Genomic DNA, 20,580 nt, shown 5'->3' with positions numbered 1-20,580 from the left:
TTTTGACACAGCCAGGGTCGACACCGGACGGTCGCTCACCTCCGAGTGAATGTCCGCTGCCGGGCGGTGGGCTGATGTCCGCATATGGCGCAAGGCGGCGATGCTGAATGGCTTGGTTGGGTGGATTTCTGTCCGGCTGCTTCTGAGAGCCAAAGACGAGAAGCGGTCATTCACGCGGACACAGCCTGCCGACCGATGGACTTTGGAAGAGCTGCATTCTTGCAATCCTGGGCATCGTCACCGGGCAATCGCGGCGAGAGGTGGTCGCTCCCGGATCAGCAACAGCGCCGCCGCCGCGAACAGGCAAAGCGCGCCGGCGAGGAAGAAGGCCGGCAGGTAGCTCGCATAAACGGTACGGCTGAAGCCCGCCCCATAAACTGCGGTCGCCGCGCCGAGTTGATGACCCGCGAAGACCCAGCCGAACACGAGATTGGCGTTCTCGCCGAACCGGTCGGCCACGAGCTTCACCGTCGGGGGCACCGTGGCCACCCAATCGAGGCCATAGAAGATCGCGAACAGCGAGAGCCCGTAGAAGGTGAACTCAGAGAACGGCAGGTAGAGCAGGGAAAGGCCGCGCAGTCCGTAGTACCAGAACAGCAGCACGCGGCAGTCGTAACGGTCCGAGAGCCAGCCCGATCCGACGGTGCCGGCGAAATCGAACACGCCGATCACCGCGAGCATGCCCGCGGCGGTGACGGCGGCGATGCCGTAGTCGCCGCACAGCGAGACGAAATGCGTCTGGACGAGGCCGTTGGTGCTGGCGCCGCAGACGAAGAACGTCCCGGACAGCACCCAGAACGTCAGCGACATCGACGCCACGCGCAGCGCCAGCAGCGGCGACATCAGCATCGCTGTGAACCCCGCCGGAGCCTGCGGCGGGGGGACGTCGGCCGTGGCGCCGTAGGGGCGAAGCCCAAGATCGGACGGGCGGTCGCGCATCAACGCAAGGACCGCGACCGTCGCCGTCACCAGCATGACGAGGACGAAGGCGAGCGCCGTGCGCCAGCCTTAACGGTCGGTGAGCCATGCGAGCAGCGGCAGAAACACCAGTTGCCCCGTCGCCGTGCTGGCCGTGAGCAGGCCGAGCACCAGCCCGCGGCGGGCCACGAACCAGCGGGTGGCGACGGTGGCGCCGAGCAACATGGCCGTCAGGCCCGTGCCGAGACCGACGACGTGGCCCCAGAAGAGCAGCAGGTGCCAGATCCGCGTCATCGCGAAGGAGCCGGCGACCCCGCAGGCGATCAGGACCAGCGCGACGCCAGCGACCCGACGGACACCGAAGCGGTTCATGAAAGCCGCCGCGAACGGCCCCATCAGTCCGAAGAGCATGAGCCGTATGGCCAGGGCCGACGAGATGTCGGCATTGGCCCAGCTGAACTCGCGTTCAAGCGGTGCGATCAGGACCCCCGGCGCGCCCACGGCGCCCGCGGTCACCAGCATCGTCAGGAAGGTCACCGCGGCGACGATCCAGCCGTAATGCATCCGGTTTTTTCCATCGGCGGTCGCGATCAGGCTCATTGCGTTCGTCCGAGGCAGAAAAGCAGATATCGCAACAGCGCTGCTACTGTTCAGCCGGCAGCAGCGGCAAGCGTGGTCCGGAGTTGCGCATCCAGGTCACGTGCAACGCGATCGACGTCCGAGTTTCCGAACTGCCCGAAGGTTGTGGCCGGGCGATCGTATTCGAACGCGACATGACCCTCGGCATCTTCACGCAGAAGCACCCGGATCGGCGCGTACAGGGCGGCGGAGAGGACGTGCCGGGTCATTCGCGCGGCCGTCAGCGGATTGCCAATGTCGTATTGGACGGCCTTGCGGGTCAGACCGGCGGTGAGGAGCAGACCGCCGTGGTCGCGGGCGCCGAAGATCGAGAGTGGCGCCTGCCGTTCGAGGAGGTCGCGTGCCGCGTCCACCTTCCCGTCGCGCAGCAGCCCGGCATAGGCGTGGTCGAGGTGAGGCACCGAAGCCTCCAGGGCGGCGCGCACCACCTCGAAGGTCTTGGGTGAGTGGAGCGTCACGTGTTCGACCATGATGTGGGTCGAGGTCATCTGTTCGGACATGGATATCGACCCGCGCTTCTTAGGGTGAGGGGATGTGGGGCGGGCCTCGACGGCCGCCCGTTCGGCTTCGTGGCCACCGGCCGTCAGCCGACGGCCGAGAGCTTCCGCTTCGCCATCCTAGCCAGGATGATGTCGGCCCAAGCCTGGGGACGCTCTAGGGCACTGAAGTGTCCCGTCCGGTCGAGGGTGACCACCTCCGGCGAGGGGAGTGCGGCCTCGACGCCGGCGCGGTCACGCAGGTTGGCCCAGTCCTTGTCACCCCAGACCAGCGTGACCGGCGCGGTGACCGAGGGATAGCGGGCGCGGGCCGCGACGAAGCTCGGGAGCGCCTTGAGCAGGGTCCGCGCCGCCCGGGCGTAGCCGGCCCGAGAGCCGACCCGGGCATACTCGTCCAAGAGGTCGGAGGGCAGGCTGCGCGGATCGTGGAAACCACCCTTCATGATGCCGCCGGTGATGGACCGGTTCTCCAGAGCCGCGAAGACCGGGCCGACGACCGGCGCCCGCACGCTTTTGATGATGATCGAGGCGAGCAGGTTCGAGCGCTCCAGTCCCGGCAGGTAGTCGTAGGTGTTGAAGGCGAAGACCCGCTCGACCGTGTCGCCGAGTTCAGCGGCCAGCGAGAGCGAGAGCGTCGCGCCGATGGACTCGCCCGCAAGGATCGGGCGCTCGATGCCGAGGGTCGCGATGAACTCCCGCAAGGCCGCCCGCAGGGTGGGCTCGTCCTTCGGGGCGTCCGGCTTAAGGTCCGACCAGCCGAAGCCCGGCAGATCGAGGGCGAAGACCGTGTAGTGAGGCGAGAGCAGCGGGATCACGCGTTGGAACAGGTCGAGCTGCGTCCGCACGGTGTGGGTCAGGACGAGGTTCGGCCCGCTTCCCGCACGGACGTAGCGGATGCGGGTCCCGTCCCGCAGGGTCGCGACGGCGATCTCGCCGGAGGCGAGCCAGCGGCTTGTGTAGTCCTCGGCGTCGCGACCGAGGGCGGTGATGCTTTGCATGGTCATAAGACAAACTCCTGGGCGAGGGGTCCGGCGCGGGGTGTTGCCCACGCCCGTCGCCATCGAACCTAGACGCGCCCTGCCATATCCCATATGTCAAACATCCGACCTTTTCGGACATTTACGCAGGGCCACTCATGCCGTCCATCGGTGTCGTCCTGTTCCCCGGGTTCCAGGTGATGAACCTCGCCTCTCTGACGGCCTTCGAGTTGGCCAATTTGGAGCTCGGCCGGGATTTTTATGACGTGATCTTCCTATCGGAAGAGGGCGGGCCGATCAGGACCTCCATCGGGATGGTCATCGAGACGGAGCCGTTCTCAGACCGTCGCTTCGACACGGTCATCGTGGTGGGCTCGGTCAGGGTCGATGCCTCGGCGCCGGGCCTTGTCGAGCGGCTGCGCGAGACCGCGGCCACCGCGCGCCGGGTCGCCGCGACCTGCACGGGGGCGTTCCTCCTGGCCGAGGCGGGCTTGCTCGACGGCCGGAAGGCGGCGACCCACTGGGCCCACGCCCGCGCCCTGCAGCGGCTTCATCCGTCGATCAAGGTGGACGACGATCGCATCTTTGTCTCGGACGGCAACGTCTGGACCTCGGCCGGCATGACGGCCGGGATCGATCTGACGCTGGCTCTGGTCGAGGACGATCTGGGGGCCGAGATGTCGAAGGGCATCGCCAGGATGCTCGTGGTCTACCACCGCAGGACGGGGGGCCAGTCGCAGTTCTCCGCCCTTCTAGAGCTTCAGCCGCGGACCGACCGCGTCCAGAAGGTCCTAGCCTATGCCAGGGGCAACCTGAGGAACGAACTCTCGGTGGAGGAACTAGCCGATGCTGCCCATCTGAGCCCGCGCCAGTTCAGCCGCATCTTCCGGGAGGAGACCGGCCAGTCACCGGCGAAGGCGGTCGAGAACCTCCGCCTGGAGGCCGCCCGGACGATGCTGGAGGACGGCCGGCATTCGCTCGACGCGGTAGCGCAGGAGACGGGCTTCGCCGACCGGGAACGGATGCGTCGGGCCTTCCTGCGGGCGTTCGGTCAGCCGCCCCAGGTCATCCGGCGCAACGTCCGTCATCACGAACCCGGCCAGACCGCTTGAGTCGTCGTTGGGACAGATCGCGCCGGAAGTGAGGCGCGATCGGTTGCGGCGTAGCATCGCGACTTTGGCTGCGTCGTTTGAACGGGGCCTGGTTCCGCTGACTCTCAGGACCAGAACCAGAACGGACCCTGGTTATGAACGGGGGCAAACGGGGTGCAAGGCCAGAGCCTCCGGTCGCCCGACGCGCACTTACAAATCATAAAACCCCGGCGCAGCGGGTGCTGGCCAGGGTGAGCTTCAAGGAGCAGTGCCTATTCGCAGACGCGAGCGCGGCGGAAGAAGACGTCGCCGTAGGCATCGACGAACCGGCGGCGCTCAAAGTGGCAGACCGGACCGTAATCCTCTTCCACATAGACCGGCCGAGGAGCCCGATAGACCGGCTGCCCCGAGTAGTAACCGTTGTTCGAGGAAGCGATGGCGCCGCCAACGGCAAGGCCACCCAGAACGCCAAGGGCTGCTGCACCGCCGGCACCGATACCATCACGGGCCTGAGCATTCGGCGTCAAAGCGGTCAGACCGCCGAAAACAAGAGCCGTCGCCAAAATCGTCTTCATGTCACCCTCACCTTCGCCGCTCCGAACCAAGCGTCGGCGCGCTAGAGGGAGACCATTGCCCATCTGTTGAGGCGAATGTTCGACAGTAGGATGAGTGCAGCGATGCCACCTGCCGTACCGCCCTCGTAGACGAGTGAACAAGAAGAAAAAGCCGCGACGCACGGCACCGTTGACGATGCGTCGCGGGATCGTGAACTCATCAGTAGGCGACGTACCCGCCTGATCCAGAACGGGCGGAGGGAGCGCCACGCGACGGTACGGGATCGGGGGTAGCTGCCTTACGGTCGGCTCGCTTCGCCAAGGCGCGGCCCGCGACGCAACCGCCCATGGCGCCGACAACGCCATGCCCGGCGTAATGGCCTGCGATGCCACCAACGATAGCACCCTTGATACACCCCTTCGCCTCGGCCTGACCGGCGACGGAGATAGAAAGGACGGCGAGCGCCCCGATGGCTGCAATCCGCATAGTGGGTCTCCCAGGTGCTCCCCGTGGTGCGGGGGCTTGTGTGGTGGGGAGATGGAGTTCCGCACCTGCCAGTAAAAGATGCCCTGTCGGGATCAAGGTCGCCGCGACCTCGAAGAGAGCACGTGATCTGAACCTTTGGCCGCGGTCCTGATTTGACCGGCATGCCGAACCCATCGAACTCACCGTATGCATTGGTCGCCGATGATGACGGCCTCGTTCGATGGGACGCGGTGACGATCCTGGAAGATGCGGGCTTCCATGCTCTGTCGGCAGCAAACGGAGTGGAGGCGATCAAGCTCCTCGACCAGTATGCGGGGTCGATCGTCCTGCTGTTCACGGACGTCGAAATGCCTGGCGGTCCTGACGGCTTCGAGGTGGCACGAACGGCTGCGAGGCGATGGCCCGACATCTCGATTGTTGTCGCATCAGGTGGAGTGCAGCCAGGGGTAGGCGATCTACCCGATGGTGCAATTTTCCTCGACAAGCCGTTCAGCGCGGGGATGGTCCACGACCATCTCGACATGATCCTTCCGGACGGTCGAAAGCCGGAGCCGTTAAAGGCCCTTAAGCGATAGCAGCAACCGCCTCCACGCACTGCCTCTGTTGGAGCGACAGATCAGGTTGGACTTCCCGCGAAGGTGACAGCTGTATTGCTACCGTTAGTAGTCGAAAACTGACGGATGGAACCCATGCTCCTAATCCGGTCCCGGGTAGCTCCAGTCGTACAACGGTGTTGCGCCTTACGTCCGCTTTCGGGCATCGCGCTGGGAAGCCCAAACGACTGGGGTGGGTGGATGGCCGTCGAGATCGCACGCGTGAAGGCGCTCATCGCCACTCTGGCGGCCGTCAGCCCGGCGCCACACTTCCACCGGCAATCGCTACCGTCAGTCTAAACCGCGGTAGCGGGTTCCGGGAGGTTCCCGAGAAAGCACGCAGGGTACGACCTGCGTGACAGCGGGCGTCTCGCGGCTCGCAAACAGTGGTGCCCGATCCGCCAGAGATCGGGGCAGCTGTATGTTGGTCCGCGCTGCAGGTGTCTGCCCGGGCCGTTGCTCTTCACTGGCCATGTGCAGATCGGTCAGGGCCTCTGGGTGCGGGCCAACGAGAGTCCCTCCACTCACGCCGCCCGTGCGAGCGTGATTTCTTGTTCCGGCATTTCGTCCGTGTGCACGTCAAATTGGGCCAGCGGTGCACGACCGAAGCTCGTCGTCAGTGCGCAATCGGTTGCATCGCGTCCGTAGGCCATCACGATACGGCCGATGCGCGGACGGTTGTGGCGGGCGTCGAAGGTGTACCAGCGACCACCGAGATAGACCTCGAACCAGGCCGAGAAATCCATCGGCGCCGGGTCCTGCGGCACGCCGATGTCGCCGAGGTAACCGGTGGCGTAGCGGGCCGGAACGTTCATGCAGCGGCACAGCGTGATCGCCAGATGGGCGAAGTCACGGCAGACGCCCTTCCGCTGGTTGTAGCCATCGAAGGCGCTGCGGGTGTCGTCGGCGTCCTGGTAGTTAAAGCGCAACCGCGTATGCGCAAAATCGACGATTGCCTGCACCCGCTCCCAACCAGGCGCCGTACCGCCGAACAGCGACCAGGCAATCCCGGACAGCTTGTCGGTGTCGCAATAGCGGCTACCGAGGAGGAACGGCAGGACGTCGTCGGGTAACTCCTCGACAGGATGCTGCTCGGCGTTCGGAGCCTGCTCGTCAGGCTGCCCGGAGTCCTGGATCATGAAGTCGGCCGACATGCTGATCCGACCGCCGGGGGCAACGATGCGCGTTACGACGTTGCCGAAACTATCGCGAGACTGGCGTGCGGGCACTGCCGGGCTGAAGTTGATGGTCTCGGGCGTGACCAAGTCGCCGCCGCGCTCGGGACGCACATTCAGCAGCAGGTTCATTGGGGTCGGGCCGAAGGTGTCGAAGGCGAGGGTAAAACCCGTCCGAATGAGCATGGCAGTTCCAGTCACAGCGAAAGTAACGGCCCGTAACATCGTTATACGGCGGCGGGTTCCTTGGTACGGACAAGATCCGACCCATGGGGCTGCGCAAATATTCGGCAACACCCCGGAATCTTGGTCAAGATCGGCGGCAATGGGCTGCTTTCTTCTCCGGCATACTGAAAGCCGGGCCTTTTTGTTCTGCATCCTCGCCAGCATCTGGGCGCTGACTGCGGATCGACGCGCCGAAGTGCTGCCGAGTTGCACTTGACGCCGTGTTCGCACAGGCCAGGGTCCGCTTCCCCACCGGTCTCTGACGGTCGCGGAGGGCGCCATCCGGTGGATCTCGACGACTACCTGGCCGAGACGACCATCTCGAAGCGCAATCCTTCGGCATCGATGGTGCGGGTGAAGGCGCCGCGGAGACTCCGCTCGATGGTTTGCCTGAGGAGGCGGGAGTTGAACACGGCGCCCTCGACCTTGGGCATCGCCGACGGCGCGGCACCTTCCTCCCAGGTCAGCCTGGGGTCCCTGCCGTCGACGCGCCCCGCTCCCTGAGCGTGCCGCCCCCCGACAGCGCCTTGTACTTGGCGGAGTTGGTGGCGAGTTCGTGCAGGATCATGGCGTAGTTGTTGATCCTGACGGTGCCGGCCGCGGCAGCGTCCTGGACGTCCACGGTGATGTCCGCGCCATCGGCTCGCCGGCATGAGGTGGGACGAGCTCTGTCACACGCTGACCGTCCAGGATTGCCATGAGTTCGGAACGCCCCATGCCGGACTCGATGGCTTCCCAGGTGGCCCGCGCCTCGTAGTCCTCCAAGACCAAGCTCAGACGCGTATTCCCGGGTCCGTGGGTGCCCCAGGCAGGTGATCGGGCCCGACGCCAGGCTCCACCGGCTCGTCGATTGGCGCGTCCTCGAAGGGCGCTGATGGCTCGTCCGGCCCGAGCGGACGCTCGCCCGGAAACGGCCTTGGCGGCATCTCGGTGGGGATGTCACCACCGGGGATGGGATCGGGCATTCCGGGGTTGGCCATCGAGGGATCCTCCGTGACTGATCGTGATGGATGGCCTACGGGCCGAACGTGCGCCCGGAACGGCACGACGTCCGGCCCTGCGGCCATGCCGGACCTAATCGGGGGGACTCTTGGGGTCCGGCATAACTTTGGAATTTGCTCACCGTTCGCATCGACGCGTTCAGTGGTGACAGTGAGATATAACCTTCGTGACATCGCTCAATGATGCGGTTGCATCAATTCGAAATGCTCTGACTTGGTAAAACACAGCGCGCGTCGCGTTATTGCAGACCCGTGCGCAATCAGGCGCAGGCTATGGCGATGTCACGGCGGGAGTCGGCATCGGACATCCGGCCAGGCTCTCGAAATTCCCGCCGTAGCCGAGCGCGACGGCCTTCCAGAATGCCAGCCGCTCGTCGGGCGCGCGATCCCGTAGATAGTTGTCCAAGGCGGTATGAACCTGGGCGCCGACGGGCCTGAGGTCAAACGGCGGCGCGCGCTCTTCGACGGGACCTTCCAAGGTCATGATAGGCCCAGGGCGATGGCAAGGCGTTCGCGGGCCCGGCTGACCCGGCTCTTCACGGTGCCGACCTGGCAGCCAAGGATCGCGGCCGCCTCCTCCTGCCTGAGCCCGTCGACCGTCACGAGCAGCAGGGTTTCGCGCTGATCCTCGGGAAGCTCGTCCAACGCGGCCTGCAACTCATTGAGGGCGATCCGATGCTCCTGGTCGGGAGCCGAGGACAACGTCCCCGCGATGACCCCGTCGACGTCCTCGACCTCGCGGCGCCGGCGCTTGACCTGGTTCAGATGGGTGTTGCGCAGGATCGTAAACAGCCAGGCGATGAGGTTGCTGCCGGTCTCGAACCGGTCCTGATGCTCCCAGGCCCGCATCAGGGTCGCCTGGACCATGTCGTCGGCCTCCGCGGCGTTGCCGGTGCGAACGAAGGCGAAGCGGCGCAGGCGCGGCACGAGGGCAATGAGCTCGTCGCCGAACGCCTTCCTGCCGTGATGGCCCGTCTCCGCGTCGCGCAGGGCGGTCCGGAGCCGGAGCAGGACCCGGCCGAGCTCCGTATCGGCATCGACCGCGTCGGCCCTGGGTATGAGCTCGTCCAGTCGCTGGCCGATCAGATCCCGGACATGACGGGGCAATCCCTCGCCAGGCGAAGGTTCTTCAGAGTTGATACTTACGTACATAAGCGGGAGTTCAGCCTTCTTCCCGATAACGACCGGGTGCGTCCGCCCCTCTACGGCAGACGATGCGTGGCCGCTTCTGGCTGATCCTTCACGTTCACGTCAATGATCCAGATATACCAGCCAATCGTCTGTTTGCGCTGGAACCCTTCTTCCCAATCGGCTGTTACGGCCGGGCTTGATCCAAGCAATGGGAGGGTGGTCGAAGGTGATGGTTGGCGTCGACAGGCATGAGCTCAGGCAGATCATCGCCGGCCTGAGCGAGGGCGTGATCCTGGTCGAGCCCGACCAGACCATCGCCTACGCCAACGAGGCCGCGCTTGAGATGCACGGGGCGGAGACCGTCGGCGAGCTCGGCGAGACGATCGAAGCCTATCGCGAGCGCTTTGCCCTGCGCTATCGCAACAACCATACCCCGAACCAGTATCCGATGGAGCGCGTCGTATCGGGCGAGCGCTTCCACGACGTCATCGTCGAGGTGAAGCGTACCGACAAGCCCGACGTCGACTACGTCCATTCCCTGCGCAGCCTGGTCGCCACCGACCGCGAGGGCAATCCGAGTTGCCTCGCCCTCATCCTCAAGAACGTCTCGGACCAGTTCGAGGCCGAGGAGCGCTTCGAGGCCACCTTCAACGCCAACCCGGCCCCGGCCGTGATCTGCCGGCTCTCGGACCTGCGCCACGTCAAGGTCAACCTCGGCTTCCTGGAAATGACCGGTTACACGCGCGACGCCGTGATCGGCCGCAGCGTCTACGAGGTCGACGTGTTGGCCGGCGCCCGCAGCCGGGACCTGGCGATCTCGCGTCTCAACAGCGGCGGCACCATCCCGCAGATGGAGGCCTGCCTCGACCTGCCCGATGGTGGGACGCGGTTCGTCATCGTCGCCGGCCAGCCCATCGAGCTGGGCGACGACCCCTGCATGCTGTTCACCTTCGCCGATCTCGACCTGCGCAAGAAGGCGGAGACGGCCCTGCGCCAGAGCGAGGAGCGCTTTGCCAAGGCCTTCAGCATGACCCCGGTGCCAACGCTTCTGGCGCGCGCCGACGACTTTGCCGTCACGGGTGTCAACGAGGCCTTCACACGGGTGTTCGGCTATGGTGCCGACAAAATGTCGGGACGCTCGCCCGCCGATCTCGGGCTCTGGGTCCACGATGCCGCCCGGGTCAAGTTCGAGTCGGCGGTGGCGCGCACCGGTTACGTGCTCGGCCTGGAGGTCTGCCTCAAGCACGAGGATGGCACCAACCTCGATTGCCTGGTCTCGGCCGAGCGCGTCGAGATCGGCTCGGAGACCTTCGCCCTGATGGTCCTGCAGGACATCACCGAGCGGAAGCGTTCCGAGCGCGAGATGTTCGACGCCGTCGAGGCGGTGATGGCCGATACGTCTTGGTTCAGCCGAGGGCTGATCGAGAAGCTCGCCAACCTGCGCCGGCCGGGAACCGACCATCAGGACGGCATCGTCCCGAACGTCTCGGTACGCGAGCGCCAGATCCTGGACCTGATCTGCCAGGGGCTCGGGGACGAGGCCATCGCCAAGCGGCTCAGCCTGTCCCGGAACACGGTGCGCAACCACTCGGCGTCGCTCTACCGGAAGCTCGACGTGCATAAGCGTTCCGAGGCCATCGTATGGGGCCGGAACAACGGGTTTCCACTCACGAAACCCAGCAAATAAATCCACTCAATTGGTACATCTGCATCATTGCTTGCCAGGAATGGTGGGCCACTTGAGTGCTGTGTCACCGCCCAGGCATCGGAGCATCCCGTGAGCGCGCAGAAGACGACCGACGACGCCGACAAGCTCAGGGGTTCGGTCAAGGAAGCCATCGGCAAGCTGATCGGCGATCCAAAGGTCGAGGCCGAAGGCAAATCTCAGCAGGAATTACCGAAGTCCGACGCGAAACCAAAGCCTACCCCCAAGTCGTAGCTTCTGTCGCGCGTCGCATTCGACGAAAACGTCTTAAAACTTCATCAGGGAACACATCATGGTTGATACGGATCGCATCACCGGCGCCGCCAAGGAACTCGGCGGCAAGGTGCAGGGCGCGGTGGGCGACCTCACCGGGTCGAAGCGGGACTCGGTCGAGGGCCGCGCCCGCGAGGCGCAAGGCTCCGCCGAGAACCTCTACGGCCAGGCCAAGGACACCGTCCGCGACGCCGCCGAGCAGGTCGCCGACACCGCCCGCGACATCGGCGGCAAGGTCCGCGACACCGTCGGTGGCCTGATCGGGTCCGACGACGTCGAGCACCGTGCCCGGCGCGCCCAGGGTGCGGCCAGCGACACCTACGAGCGCGCCGAGCGCTCCGTTCGCGGCGCCGGCCGTGAGGCCTACGACCGGGCCGAGGACGCTTACGAGAACAGCGGACACTACCTGCGCCAGGGCGGCCGCGAGGCCACCAGCCAGATCGCCGAGCACCCCGTCGCTGCCCTGCTCGTGGCCGGCCTCCTCGGCTACGGCCTCAGCCTGCTCATCCACGGCCGCGACTGACCCGCAGCCCACGATCTTGGTCCGACCACGCCGGGACTGCGCGGTCGGACCCTGAAGTTCCACCCTACCCACCAACCCCTCGAACGACCGAATACCTCGGACGACCGACGACCCGGAGCAACTGTACGTGTCCACTTCCCCCATTCTCGCGACCCCTCCCGCTACGGCATCGGCCGCTGCCACCACAGTGCACCTGCACCAGGTTTCGTGGGGTGCGATCTTCGCCGGCGCCGTGATCGCCCTGGTCGCCCAGGTCATCCTCAACATGGTCGGCGTCGGCATCGGCCTGTCGACCGTCGGTGGCCCGGCCGCCGACAATCCCGCCGCCTCGACCCTGTCGCTCGGTGCCGGCCTCTGGTTCGTGATCTCCGGCATCGTCGCGGCGCTCGTCGGCGGCATCCTCGCTGGCCGCCTCTCCGGCAAGGCCAGCGGCAACAGCGCCGGCTCGCATGGCCTCGTGTCGTGGGCCGTGTCCACGCTCGTGGTGCTCTACCTGCTGACCTCGGCGGTCGGCGGCATCGTCGGCGGCGCCTTCAGCGGCGTGACCAGCACGCTCGGCGGCGCCGGCAACCTGATCGGCGGCACGGTGCAGACCGCTGCCCAGGCTGCTGCCCCGTCGCTGTCCAAGATCTCGAACCCGCTCGACGGCATCGAGCAGTCGGTCCGCCAGCAGACCGCCGGCCAGGACCCGCAGGCGGCCAAGGACGCAGCCGTTGCCGCAATCCGCGCCGTGTTCTCGGGTGATCCGGCCCAGAAGGCACAGGCCGAGAACCGCGCCGCCGAGGCCCTCGCCAAGGCTCAGGGCATCCCGGTCGATCAGGCCAAGGCCCAGATCCAGGACTACGAGAAGCAGTACGAGGTCGCCGTCACTGAGGCCAAGAAGAAGGCCATCGCCGCCGCCGAAGCCACCCGCAGCGCCGCCACCCAGGCTGCCCTCTACGGTGCCCTCGCCCTGATCCTCGGCGCCCTGGCCGGCTTCCTCGGCGGCCGTCTCGGCGCTCCGAAGCTCGCCACGTTCGGCACCACCGGTACCGTCTACGACACCCGTCGCGCCTGATCGCCATTCGGCCCCGGTTCGCCGGGGCCGATCCTCACCGGTCGGGTACGGCCGGTTCCCCTGAACACTCGGACAGGAGCATTTTCGATGAGCAGCACCACCGACAAGATCAAGGGCTTGGCCAACGAGGCCGCCGGCAACGTCAAGCAGGGCGTCGGCAACGTCACCGGCAACGACAAGCTCGTCGCCGAGGGCAAGGCCCAGGAACTCAAGGGCGAAGCCCAGAAGACCGTCGGCGACGTCAAGGACGGCGCCTCCAACCTCGCCGACAAGGTCAAGAGCAAGATCTGACCGGCGCAACACCGGGACGGCCATGCGGCCGTCCCGCCTCCACCTTTACCGACATTCTCGACAGGAGCGGACCATGAACCGCGACGAATTCCGCGGCGCCAAGCGCCACCTCCAGGGCCGCGCCCAGACCGCCATCGGCGGCCTCACCGGCGATCCCCGCCGCCAGGTCCGCGGTGCGGTCGACCAGATCGCCGGCGGCGCGCAGTACGCCTACGGCCGCGCTCGGGATCACGCCGAGGACTGGGCCGAGGACGGCCGCTACCTCGCCCACGAGGTTCGGGATCGCGCCGGTCACCTCGTCGATGACGGACGGCATCTCGTCGACGAGGCCCGCGACCGCGCGGGGGACCTGATCTCGGACGGCCGCGACTTCGCCCGCCATGCCCGCAAGCGCGGCGCATCCTATGGCCGACAGGCCGTGCGCTACGCCGACGACAACCGCACCTCCGCCCTGCTTGGCCTCGCCGCCGTCGCCTTCGCCGTGGGCTGGCTGTCCCGTCGTAGGCACTGAACCCGCAATCCCGGAGACGACCCCATGATCCGCAAGCTCCTCACCGCCTTCCTGCTTCCGAAGGTTATCGCCTACGTCAGCCGCCGCTTCGGGGGCCGGTCCGCCACGCCTTCGAGCCGCCGGGGGCACTGACCTCCTTCACACCCGAACCCTATCCAGGAAACCGATCCACGATGAAGCTGACTCTCGCACTCGCCGCCACCGTCGCCGCTACCCTCGTCGGCCTTCCGGCCCAGGCTGCGCCGGCCTCCGCAGCGCCTATCGAAGCGCTCGTGCGCGGTGACCTGCCGACCGACTACGTCCAGTACCGCCGCTTCGGTCATCGTCACGGCTGGCGCGGCGGACGCGGATACGGCCGGGGCTATGGCTACGGTCGCGGCTACGGCTATCGGCGTGGTCCCGGCGTCGGCGCTGCGGTTGGCGCAGGCGTGGCCGGCCTCGCGGCCGGCGCCATCATCGGAGGCGCCATCGCGAATTCGCAGGCGCAGGCCGCGCCGGTGGTCGTGCAAGGCGGTCCCGGCCCCGAGGCCGTCGCCGCGTGCGCTCGACGCTTCCGGTCCTACGACGCGTCGAGCGGTACCTACCTCGGCAACGACGGTGACCGCCACACGTGCCCGTAGCCGGACCGTCCTGCCGAGCCGAGGCCCGGAGACTGTGACCGTTCCGGGCCTCATGCTGCGCCGCGAGTTCGTGTTCCTCGCCCTCGCGGTGCTGCTCGGGCTCGGGGCGGCGACGGCCTACTGGGTGTCCCGCGCCACGGTGTTGACCATCGCCGTGGCGCCGAGCGACGGGACCGAGCCGGCCGTGATCCAGGCCTATGCCGACGCCCTGGCCAAGCGTCACAAGGAGATCCGGCTCAAGGTCCTTTCCTTCGACGACGTGCGCGACAGCGCGGCAGCGCTTCAGGACGGCCGTGCCGACCTCGCGGTGGTGCGCCCGGACGTCGACCTCCCCGACAACGGCCTGACGCTCGCGATCCTGCGCGACCAGGCGATGATCATCGCGTCACCCGAGGCGTCCGGCCTGACCGGCTTTCCGGACCTCGACCGCAAGCGCCTCGCCATCCTCGCCCACCGCGATGCCGACCAGGCCCTGATCAAGGCGATGGTCGAGCATTACGGGCTGACGCTCCTCGACAAGGATCCCGAGGGGCCGCTGCCGCCCCGCCACGTCGCCTTGGTCGAGATGCCCGAGACCGACCTGGCGGCGGCGTTCGCGGAGAAGCGCGTCGATGCGGTCATCTCCGTGATCTCGCCGACGGCTCCGGCGGCCCAACGCATCATCGACATCGTGCAGGGGGCGAGCGAGAATCGAAAGGTCGCCTTCGTGACGGTCGCGAACGCCGACGCCATCGTCGCTCGGCTGCCGCGGCTCCAGGCCGTGACCATGCCAGCCGAGACCTTCGGCGGCAGCCCCAAGGTCCCGGCCGAGGACGTGGCCACTGTCGGCGCCTCCTACCGCCTGATGGCGCGGGCGAACCTGTCTCGCCCGGTTGCGGCCGACGTGACCCAGCACCTGTTCGAGTTGCGAAGCGGCATGGCGAACGTGACCCCGGCCGCGGATTACCTGCAGGCACCGGGCTACGACAGCACCGCGGCCGCCACGAGTGCGCGGCTGCCGATCCATCCCGGTGCCGTCGACTATTATGAGCGCGAGCAGCAGGGCTTCGTCGAGCGCTACGAGACCTGGATCTACCTCGTCGCATTCCTCGGGGGCGGTATCGGCTCGGCAGTCGCGTGGGTCGGACAGCGTTTGTCCCGCATCCGGCGCGAACGTATCGAGGAGGCCACCGACCAGCTGCTGGAGATCCGGCGCGAGGCGCAGGACGGCGCGGACGCAAGCCGCCTCGAAAGCCTTGCCCGCGAGATCGATGATCTGGCCGGCGACATTGCCAAGCACGCGCTCGAACGCCCGACCGAGGCCAGGACGATGTCGGCGGCAGCCATCGCCATCGACGCGGCGCGCTCCACGGTCAAGCGAACCATCGCCGCCGGGCAACCGACGGGCGACGAGCCCGACCTCGCCGGGCGCATGACCTCGACGGGAGCCGCCACCTCCGACGCGGCGGCCTGACCGCGAGACCCCGGATGTTCCCATCCGGCACCATGTCCAACACGGGAAAGGAAACACGATGAGCAAGGGCTACCCCTCGATGACCGCGCTGCTCGGCCTGTTGGCCGTGGCCGGCTACCAGAACCGCGACAAGCTCGCCGAGCTCCTCAAGGGCCACGACGCCCCGGCGAACCCCTCCCTGAGCCCGAACCACGGCAGCGTGCCGCCGATCCCGCGTACCGCCTCCAACGCCGGCTTCACGGGCGGCATCGGGAACCTCGGCAGCTTGCTTGGCGGTCTCGGCACGGCCGGCGTCGGCGGCCTGATCGCCAGCGGCCTGAGCGAGCTCGTCGACCACTTCACGAAGGGCGGCCACGGCGAGACGGCGAGCTCCTGGGTCAACCAGGGCGCTAATCGCGACATCCCCGAGGCCGACCTCGAACGCGCCATCGGCCACGACACCCTCGACCACCTCACCCAGCAGACCGGCCTGAGCCGCGGCGCGCTGCTATCGCGCCTCTCGCGCGAGCTGCCGTCGGCCATCGACCGCTACGCCACCGACGGCCGTACTCCAGCCTGACGCCACGACACGACCGGCGCCAGAGGGCGCCGGCCGCACACGACGCCGGGCGACGCCGCGCCGGGGTTCGATTCAACGCTTTTCCCCGACCTTGCGAGACCCACATGGCCATCGACTACCGTTCCGAGCTTCGACGCCCCTTTCCCTTCAGCCTCGCGGTCGTCGCCGCCGTGCTGCTCGTATGGCTCGTCGTCGCCTCCATTGCCGGCGCGCGTCAGCGCAGCGCCCGAGACCACCGCATCGAGGACCTGCAGGGTCAGCAGACGGCGCTGCGCACCGACCTGGACCGCCAGATCTCGACCGCCGGCACCTTGGCCTCGCTCCAGGCCAAGGTCGCTGCCGCCAAACAGCAGGACCAGGAGGCAAGCAAGGCTGCCGAGGAGGCGAAGGCCCGCGCAGCGACCCTGAGCCAGGAGCAGAAGGCGGCGGAGGCCAAAGCGACCGAGGCGCGGAAGACGGCCGAGACCGAGACGCAGAAGCTCACCGAGCTTCAGTCCCAGGTCGCGCAGGCCGAGGGCAAGTTGGCGCCGTTGCGCGAGGCCATCACGACCGCTGAGAAGGCTGCAGTCGACCGCACCCAGGATCTCGCCGAGGTCGGTCGCCGCCTGGAGGACGTCCGGGTGCAGGAGGCCAAGCTCCGCGCCGATCTCGCGACCATGACCCAGGAGGCGACGGCCAAGACGGCCGACCTCGCCAAGGCTGAGGAGCGCCAGCAGAACGCTCGCGAAGCCGCCGCCGCCGCCCAAAAGGAACTGGCCGACGCGCGGACCACGACCGATCAGGCCACCAAGCAACGCTCGGACACGGATCAGGCCGTCGCCGACCTGACCGCCAGCAAGGACAAGCTCACCGCCGACGTCGAGCAGGCCAACCGTGATGCCGGACAGGCGCGCAACGCCTTGGCGAACGTCCAGAAGGAGCTCGCCGAGGCCCAGGCCCAGCGTGATCGTGTCGTCTCGGAGAGTGGCCAGGCCGAACAGGCGCTGCAGAAGCTCTCCGCCGACCGCGATGCCGGCACCGCCGCCCTCGACGCCCTGCGCAAGCGTCAGGCGGATGCACAGGGTGAGCTTGCCACGCTGACCGAGACTCTGGCCACCCGCAACAAAGAGGCAGCGGCCGTCGTTGAGCGTCTGGCTTCGGCCCGGCAGGACCTGAGCGCGGCCCAGGCCAAGCTCGCCGAGGTGCGCCAGCAACTTGCTACCCCGCCCGCCGCGGCACCGAGCAAGCCGGCTCGCTGAGACGGCAACGGCCCGAGGTTACGGCCTGCTTCAAACGCAGTCGACCACATTTGTCGAAGGGATGCTCGCAGGCCATCGCCGCCTACGAGCGGTCCCGAGCCGGATCGTCCGGTGCGGCCGACGACGGACCGACGCCATCGGGAGCATCGTCCCGCCGAGACTTGGTTGGGCCTGCCCGAGGATCTGGCCTCCCCCGACATGACTCGCGCCGGCTGAGGGAAACGAGGACAATATGCTGACCCGATTGAGCCGCGCCTTCCTTCGGGTGTTCCCGGCGATCCTCCTCGTTGTCGTGGGCCTGCTCGCCGCCCTCTTCCGCAAACGTGGCGGTTCCGGGAAGAGGGGCACGACGCTCGTTCCGGCGCCCGCCGGGCACACTACGAACCCGGTGCGACGCCGCGGGACTGCCATCGCACTCCTCGCCCTCCTTCTCGGGATCGGGCTGACCCTGGCTTTGGTCAGCGGTGGCGGCTTCCTTTGGCGGCTCGGTTCCCCGCTGCCGACGTCGGACGGCGAGAGCAGGCAACCGGTGGCTGCCCTGTCACAGCCCAAGATCGCTGGCAGCCAAGGAGGCACCGCGGAAGCTGTCGCTCCGGGCGGATCGGCGACAAAGCGGACGCCTGGTGAACCAGGTGCGGCGATGGCGCCCAGCGCCCCGGACCCGAGTTCCCCGTCCTTCGACACTGTGCGCGTCGAGCCGAACGGGGAACTGGTAGTAGCCGGACGGGCGACGCCCAACGGCACCGTGGAACTCCTGGTCGACGGCAAGCCGACAGCCAGGGCGGTCGCGGATGCGAACGGTCAGTTTGCCGTCGTTCCTCCGGCTCTCCCGGCCGGCAATAGCGAGGTCGGCCTACGGGTGACTGATGATAAGGGCGTGGTTCGCCAATCACGGGACAGCGTCGCGGTGGCGGTCTCGCCATCGTACGATGCCAAGCCGTTGGTCGCCCTGACCTCGCCGGACAAGCCGACCGTGGTGCTGTCGCAGCCAGGCTCGTCACAGACGGCAACCCGCCCGGTTCCCGATGCTACGTCCCCTGGACAGACGATGACGGGCACCGCCCCCCCGATCCAGCTTGGGTCAGGTGGGACCGTTCCGGCCGACGACGCTTCGGGCCCCCTTGCCGCAAACGAAGCGGCGCGATCCAGCCGGACCAAAAACGGCGGAAGTCCCGACGCTAAGGTATCGGATCAAGACGTATCCGGCGCCACTAGGTCCAGCCCCTCTAACGCACCTCAGGCCACGCCGACGGAGCGGGCAGTCGTAGTGGGATCAGCATCGGCGCCGACCAAGGTCGTCAGCATCGATGCGCAGGAAGGCGGTCGGCTGTTCGTCAGCGGCCAGGCTCCCGCCGGTGCGACCGTCCGGCTCTACCTTAACGACACCCTGATCGCCCCTGCCACGGTCAGTCGCGACGGCACCGTGACCTTCACCATCGGCCGAGGGGTCAAGCCGGGGGACTACAAGGTCCGGCTCGATCAGGTCGATGCCGCGTCGGGGAAGGTCCAAACCCGAGTGGAGGTGCCCTTCTCCGTTCCCGATATCGCTGGGACCGTCGGGACGAGCCGTGCGGTCGCCACACTGTCCGAGCCATCGCCAGACAAGGCCGGCGGTGGGAAGGTGGCGTCGAACGCATCCTCGCCGGCGACGGTCGGAGGACAAGGCGAGAATGCAGGCACCTCAGACGCGCCGAAGGATTCCATGTCTAAGACACCGGGGGCGCCGGCTTCCTCGGAAACCGTCCGGGACCCGATCAGGACTGAGCCCGCGCCTGGCACCGTCTACGTACCGGAGGTGAGGACCGCCCGGATCGAGCGCGGTGATAGCCTTTGGGCAATCAGCCGGCGGACTTATGGCGAGGGTGACCGGTACACGGCGATCTACGACGCCAATCAGGATCAGATCCGCGACCCGGACCTGATCTATCCTGGCCAGGTGTTCGTGCTGCCGAGTGAGGACGCCATCGATGCCGTCCACGACGAAAGATAAATCCGACAATGACCCGGTCCCACCATTTAAGGATAGCTCCGCCTCGGACCTAAAGGTCTGCGGTCCTTCCGCCGATAGGACCGTGCGGGAACCGTATCGTCCCGAGAATGCTTCCGGTCACTCAGCTCAAGCCGGAGGCGTTGATGCGTATCATGCCGTCTGTCCTGTCTAATGTTGCAGGACGCGTGCATTCGAGTCTTTCTCGTGCAGGACGAACCCCACGCAATCACGTCGGTGATACTCGCCTTTATGACCATCTCGCGGTCTACCCGACAGGGCAAGGCTACATCTGGGGTGGGCCGACCACGGCATCGAACGGGTTCGCACCGGCTATAGGCTACGACGCCTACCCCGGCGGCAACGGCTACTGACCCTGTGACGTGTTGTACCATCGCCGCTGCCGGAACGGTCGAGCAGGCGGAGCTGTTTCAAGCCCACATCCCGAAGGACAGGAGTTATCGAATGCGCAAGCTCGCACTTGCCTCCACGGCGCTGCTAGGACTCGGCCTGCTGGCATCGGCACCCGCCGAGGCTCGCGGCTGGGGCGGTGGCCACGGCGGCTACGGTTATGGCGGCGGCTACCGCGGCGTTGGCTTCCGGGGCGGCTACGGTGGCTACCGCGGGTACGGCGGCGGATATGGTCGTGGCTACGGCTACCGCCGCGGCATCGGCCCAGGGGCTGCCATCGGTCTCGGCATCGCCGGTCTGGCTGCCGGTGCCATCGTGGCGAACAGCTACGGCGGTTATGGCTATGGGCGTCCGGTCGGGTACTACGGTGGTGGCTACGGCTATGCACCCGCCTACGGATACGCACCGGCTTATGGCTACGGTTACCCAGCCTACGGTTATGGGTACTGATTTGGCCGGCCCAGCGTCTCGCGACTCACGGTGAGGTCCGGAGCGGAAGTGCAGTGCGCCCGGAGCGATCCTGGTGCACTGCATTTTTTTTGGAGTCTGGCCCAAGGGCACTGTGGACTCAGGCTGGTAGGGTCACCTCGGTCCGCAGGCCGCCGCTTTCAGGCATTTTAGCGGCAAGCTTGAATGACTGGAGTGGGTCCAGGCCGTGTCAAAA

General features: G+C 67.1%; 21 protein-coding genes and 1 pseudogene. 14 read left to right on the top strand and 8 right to left on the bottom strand.

The genetic code is table 11. From position 1 onward, the window contains the following. Positions 1-237: 237 nt before the first annotated feature. The 3 genes and pseudogenes from MFF07_RS18690 to MFF07_RS18680 form a co-directional block, all read right to left on the bottom strand. Positions 238-1,518 (bottom strand): annotated as a pseudogene (locus tag MFF07_RS18690) (MFS transporter). A 50-nt stretch (positions 1,519-1,568) separates the two neighbouring features. Then, a complete protein-coding gene (locus tag MFF07_RS18685) occupies positions 1,569-2,027 on the bottom strand; it encodes a DUF302 domain-containing protein (protein ID WP_306424650.1) in 459 nt (152 codons plus the stop codon). A gap of 113 nt (positions 2,028-2,140) precedes the next feature. Then, positions 2,141-3,058, bottom strand: a complete 918-nt coding sequence (locus MFF07_RS18680) for an alpha/beta fold hydrolase (protein WP_238232609.1) — start codon at positions 3,056-3,058, stop codon at positions 2,141-2,143. 131 nt (positions 3,059-3,189) lie between these two features. Here MFF07_RS18680 and MFF07_RS18675 point away from each other — a divergent pair, with 131 nt between their 5' ends. Then, complete coding sequence (locus MFF07_RS18675; protein WP_238232608.1) at positions 3,190-4,143, top strand: GlxA family transcriptional regulator; 954 nt, start codon at positions 3,190-3,192, stop codon at positions 4,141-4,143. A gap of 251 nt (positions 4,144-4,394) precedes the next feature. Here MFF07_RS18675 and MFF07_RS18670 read toward each other — a convergent pair whose 3' ends face one another. Beyond that, positions 4,395-4,697 (bottom strand): hypothetical protein, encoded by a 303-nt coding sequence (locus tag MFF07_RS18670; protein WP_238232607.1) that lies wholly within the window; start codon positions 4,695-4,697, stop codon positions 4,395-4,397. A 627-nt stretch (positions 4,698-5,324) separates the two neighbouring features. Between MFF07_RS18670 and MFF07_RS18660 the strand changes: the two genes are divergently transcribed. Beyond that, a complete protein-coding gene (locus MFF07_RS18660) occupies positions 5,325-5,738 on the top strand; it encodes a response regulator (protein WP_238232605.1) in 414 nt (137 codons plus the stop codon). Between the two features lie 542 nt (positions 5,739-6,280). Here the strand turns inward: MFF07_RS18660 and MFF07_RS18655 are convergent. From MFF07_RS18655 to MFF07_RS18645, 4 genes are all read right to left on the bottom strand, one after another. After that, positions 6,281-7,117 carry a transglutaminase-like domain-containing protein gene (locus tag MFF07_RS18655; protein ID WP_238232604.1) on the bottom strand — a complete coding sequence of 279 codons (837 nt, stop codon included), beginning with the start codon at positions 7,115-7,117 and terminating at the stop codon, positions 6,281-6,283. A gap of 338 nt (positions 7,118-7,455) precedes the next feature. After that, positions 7,456-7,590 (bottom strand): hypothetical protein, encoded by a 135-nt coding sequence (locus tag MFF07_RS22575; protein WP_283206831.1) that lies wholly within the window; start codon positions 7,588-7,590, stop codon positions 7,456-7,458. A 29-nt stretch (positions 7,591-7,619) separates the two neighbouring features. Further along, a complete protein-coding gene (locus tag MFF07_RS18650; protein WP_238232603.1) occupies positions 7,620-7,778 on the bottom strand; it encodes a hypothetical protein in 159 nt (52 codons plus the stop codon). Between the two features lie 859 nt (positions 7,779-8,637). After that, entirely contained in the window at positions 8,638-9,264 is a 627-nt protein-coding gene (locus tag MFF07_RS18645) for a sigma-70 family RNA polymerase sigma factor (RefSeq protein WP_238232602.1), read from the bottom strand. 250 nt (positions 9,265-9,514) lie between these two features. Here MFF07_RS18645 and MFF07_RS18640 point away from each other — a divergent pair, with 250 nt between their 5' ends. From MFF07_RS18640 to MFF07_RS18585, 12 genes are all read left to right on the top strand, one after another. After that, the gene (locus MFF07_RS18640; protein ID WP_238232601.1) at positions 9,515-10,975 is read left to right on the top strand and encodes a helix-turn-helix transcriptional regulator; all 1,461 of its coding nucleotides are present in this window, start codon (positions 9,515-9,517) and stop codon (positions 10,973-10,975) included. 90 nt (positions 10,976-11,065) lie between these two features. Then, positions 11,066-11,227 (top strand): CsbD family protein, encoded by a 162-nt coding sequence (locus tag MFF07_RS18635; RefSeq protein WP_238232600.1) that lies wholly within the window; start codon positions 11,066-11,068, stop codon positions 11,225-11,227. A gap of 58 nt (positions 11,228-11,285) precedes the next feature. Next, positions 11,286-11,789 (top strand): CsbD family protein, encoded by a 504-nt coding sequence (locus MFF07_RS18630; RefSeq protein WP_238232599.1) that lies wholly within the window; start codon positions 11,286-11,288, stop codon positions 11,787-11,789. A gap of 127 nt (positions 11,790-11,916) precedes the next feature. After that, positions 11,917-12,846, top strand: coding sequence for a PhnA-like protein (locus tag MFF07_RS18625; RefSeq protein WP_238232598.1), 930 nt, complete (start codon positions 11,917-11,919; stop codon positions 12,844-12,846). 87 nt (positions 12,847-12,933) lie between these two features. Continuing rightward, positions 12,934-13,137: a CsbD family protein gene (locus MFF07_RS18620; protein WP_147078889.1), complete on the top strand. Its 204-nt coding sequence runs from the start codon at positions 12,934-12,936 to the stop codon at positions 13,135-13,137. A gap of 73 nt (positions 13,138-13,210) precedes the next feature. Then, positions 13,211-13,648, top strand: coding sequence for a CsbD family protein (locus MFF07_RS18615; protein WP_238232597.1), 438 nt, complete (start codon positions 13,211-13,213; stop codon positions 13,646-13,648). 173 nt (positions 13,649-13,821) lie between these two features. Continuing rightward, the gene (locus MFF07_RS18610) at positions 13,822-14,268 is read left to right on the top strand and encodes a BA14K family protein (RefSeq protein ID WP_238232596.1); all 447 of its coding nucleotides are present in this window, start codon (positions 13,822-13,824) and stop codon (positions 14,266-14,268) included. A 52-nt stretch (positions 14,269-14,320) separates the two neighbouring features. Further along, positions 14,321-15,721: a TAXI family TRAP transporter solute-binding subunit gene (locus MFF07_RS18605; RefSeq protein WP_238232611.1), complete on the top strand. Its 1,401-nt coding sequence runs from the start codon at positions 14,321-14,323 to the stop codon at positions 15,719-15,721. Positions 15,722-15,779: 58 nt separating this feature from the next. Then, entirely contained in the window at positions 15,780-16,280 is a 501-nt protein-coding gene (locus MFF07_RS18600; protein ID WP_238232595.1) for a YidB family protein, read from the top strand. Positions 16,281-16,384: 104 nt separating this feature from the next. Then, complete coding sequence (locus tag MFF07_RS18595) at positions 16,385-17,518, top strand: coiled-coil domain-containing protein (protein ID WP_238232594.1); 1,134 nt, start codon at positions 16,385-16,387, stop codon at positions 17,516-17,518. A gap of 232 nt (positions 17,519-17,750) precedes the next feature. Continuing rightward, positions 17,751-19,508 carry a LysM peptidoglycan-binding domain-containing protein gene (locus MFF07_RS18590; RefSeq protein WP_238232593.1) on the top strand — a complete coding sequence of 586 codons (1,758 nt, stop codon included), beginning with the start codon at positions 17,751-17,753 and terminating at the stop codon, positions 19,506-19,508. Between the two features lie 462 nt (positions 19,509-19,970). Continuing rightward, a complete protein-coding gene (locus MFF07_RS18585) occupies positions 19,971-20,366 on the top strand; it encodes a hypothetical protein (protein ID WP_238232592.1) in 396 nt (131 codons plus the stop codon). Positions 20,367-20,580: the final 214 nt, after the last annotated feature.

It is taken from the genome of Methylobacterium thuringiense, assembly GCF_022179645.1.
GTDB classification, from domain to species: Bacteria; Pseudomonadota; Alphaproteobacteria; order Rhizobiales; family Beijerinckiaceae; genus Methylobacterium; species Methylobacterium thuringiense.
This window is presented reverse-complemented; position numbering and strand designations above follow the sequence as displayed.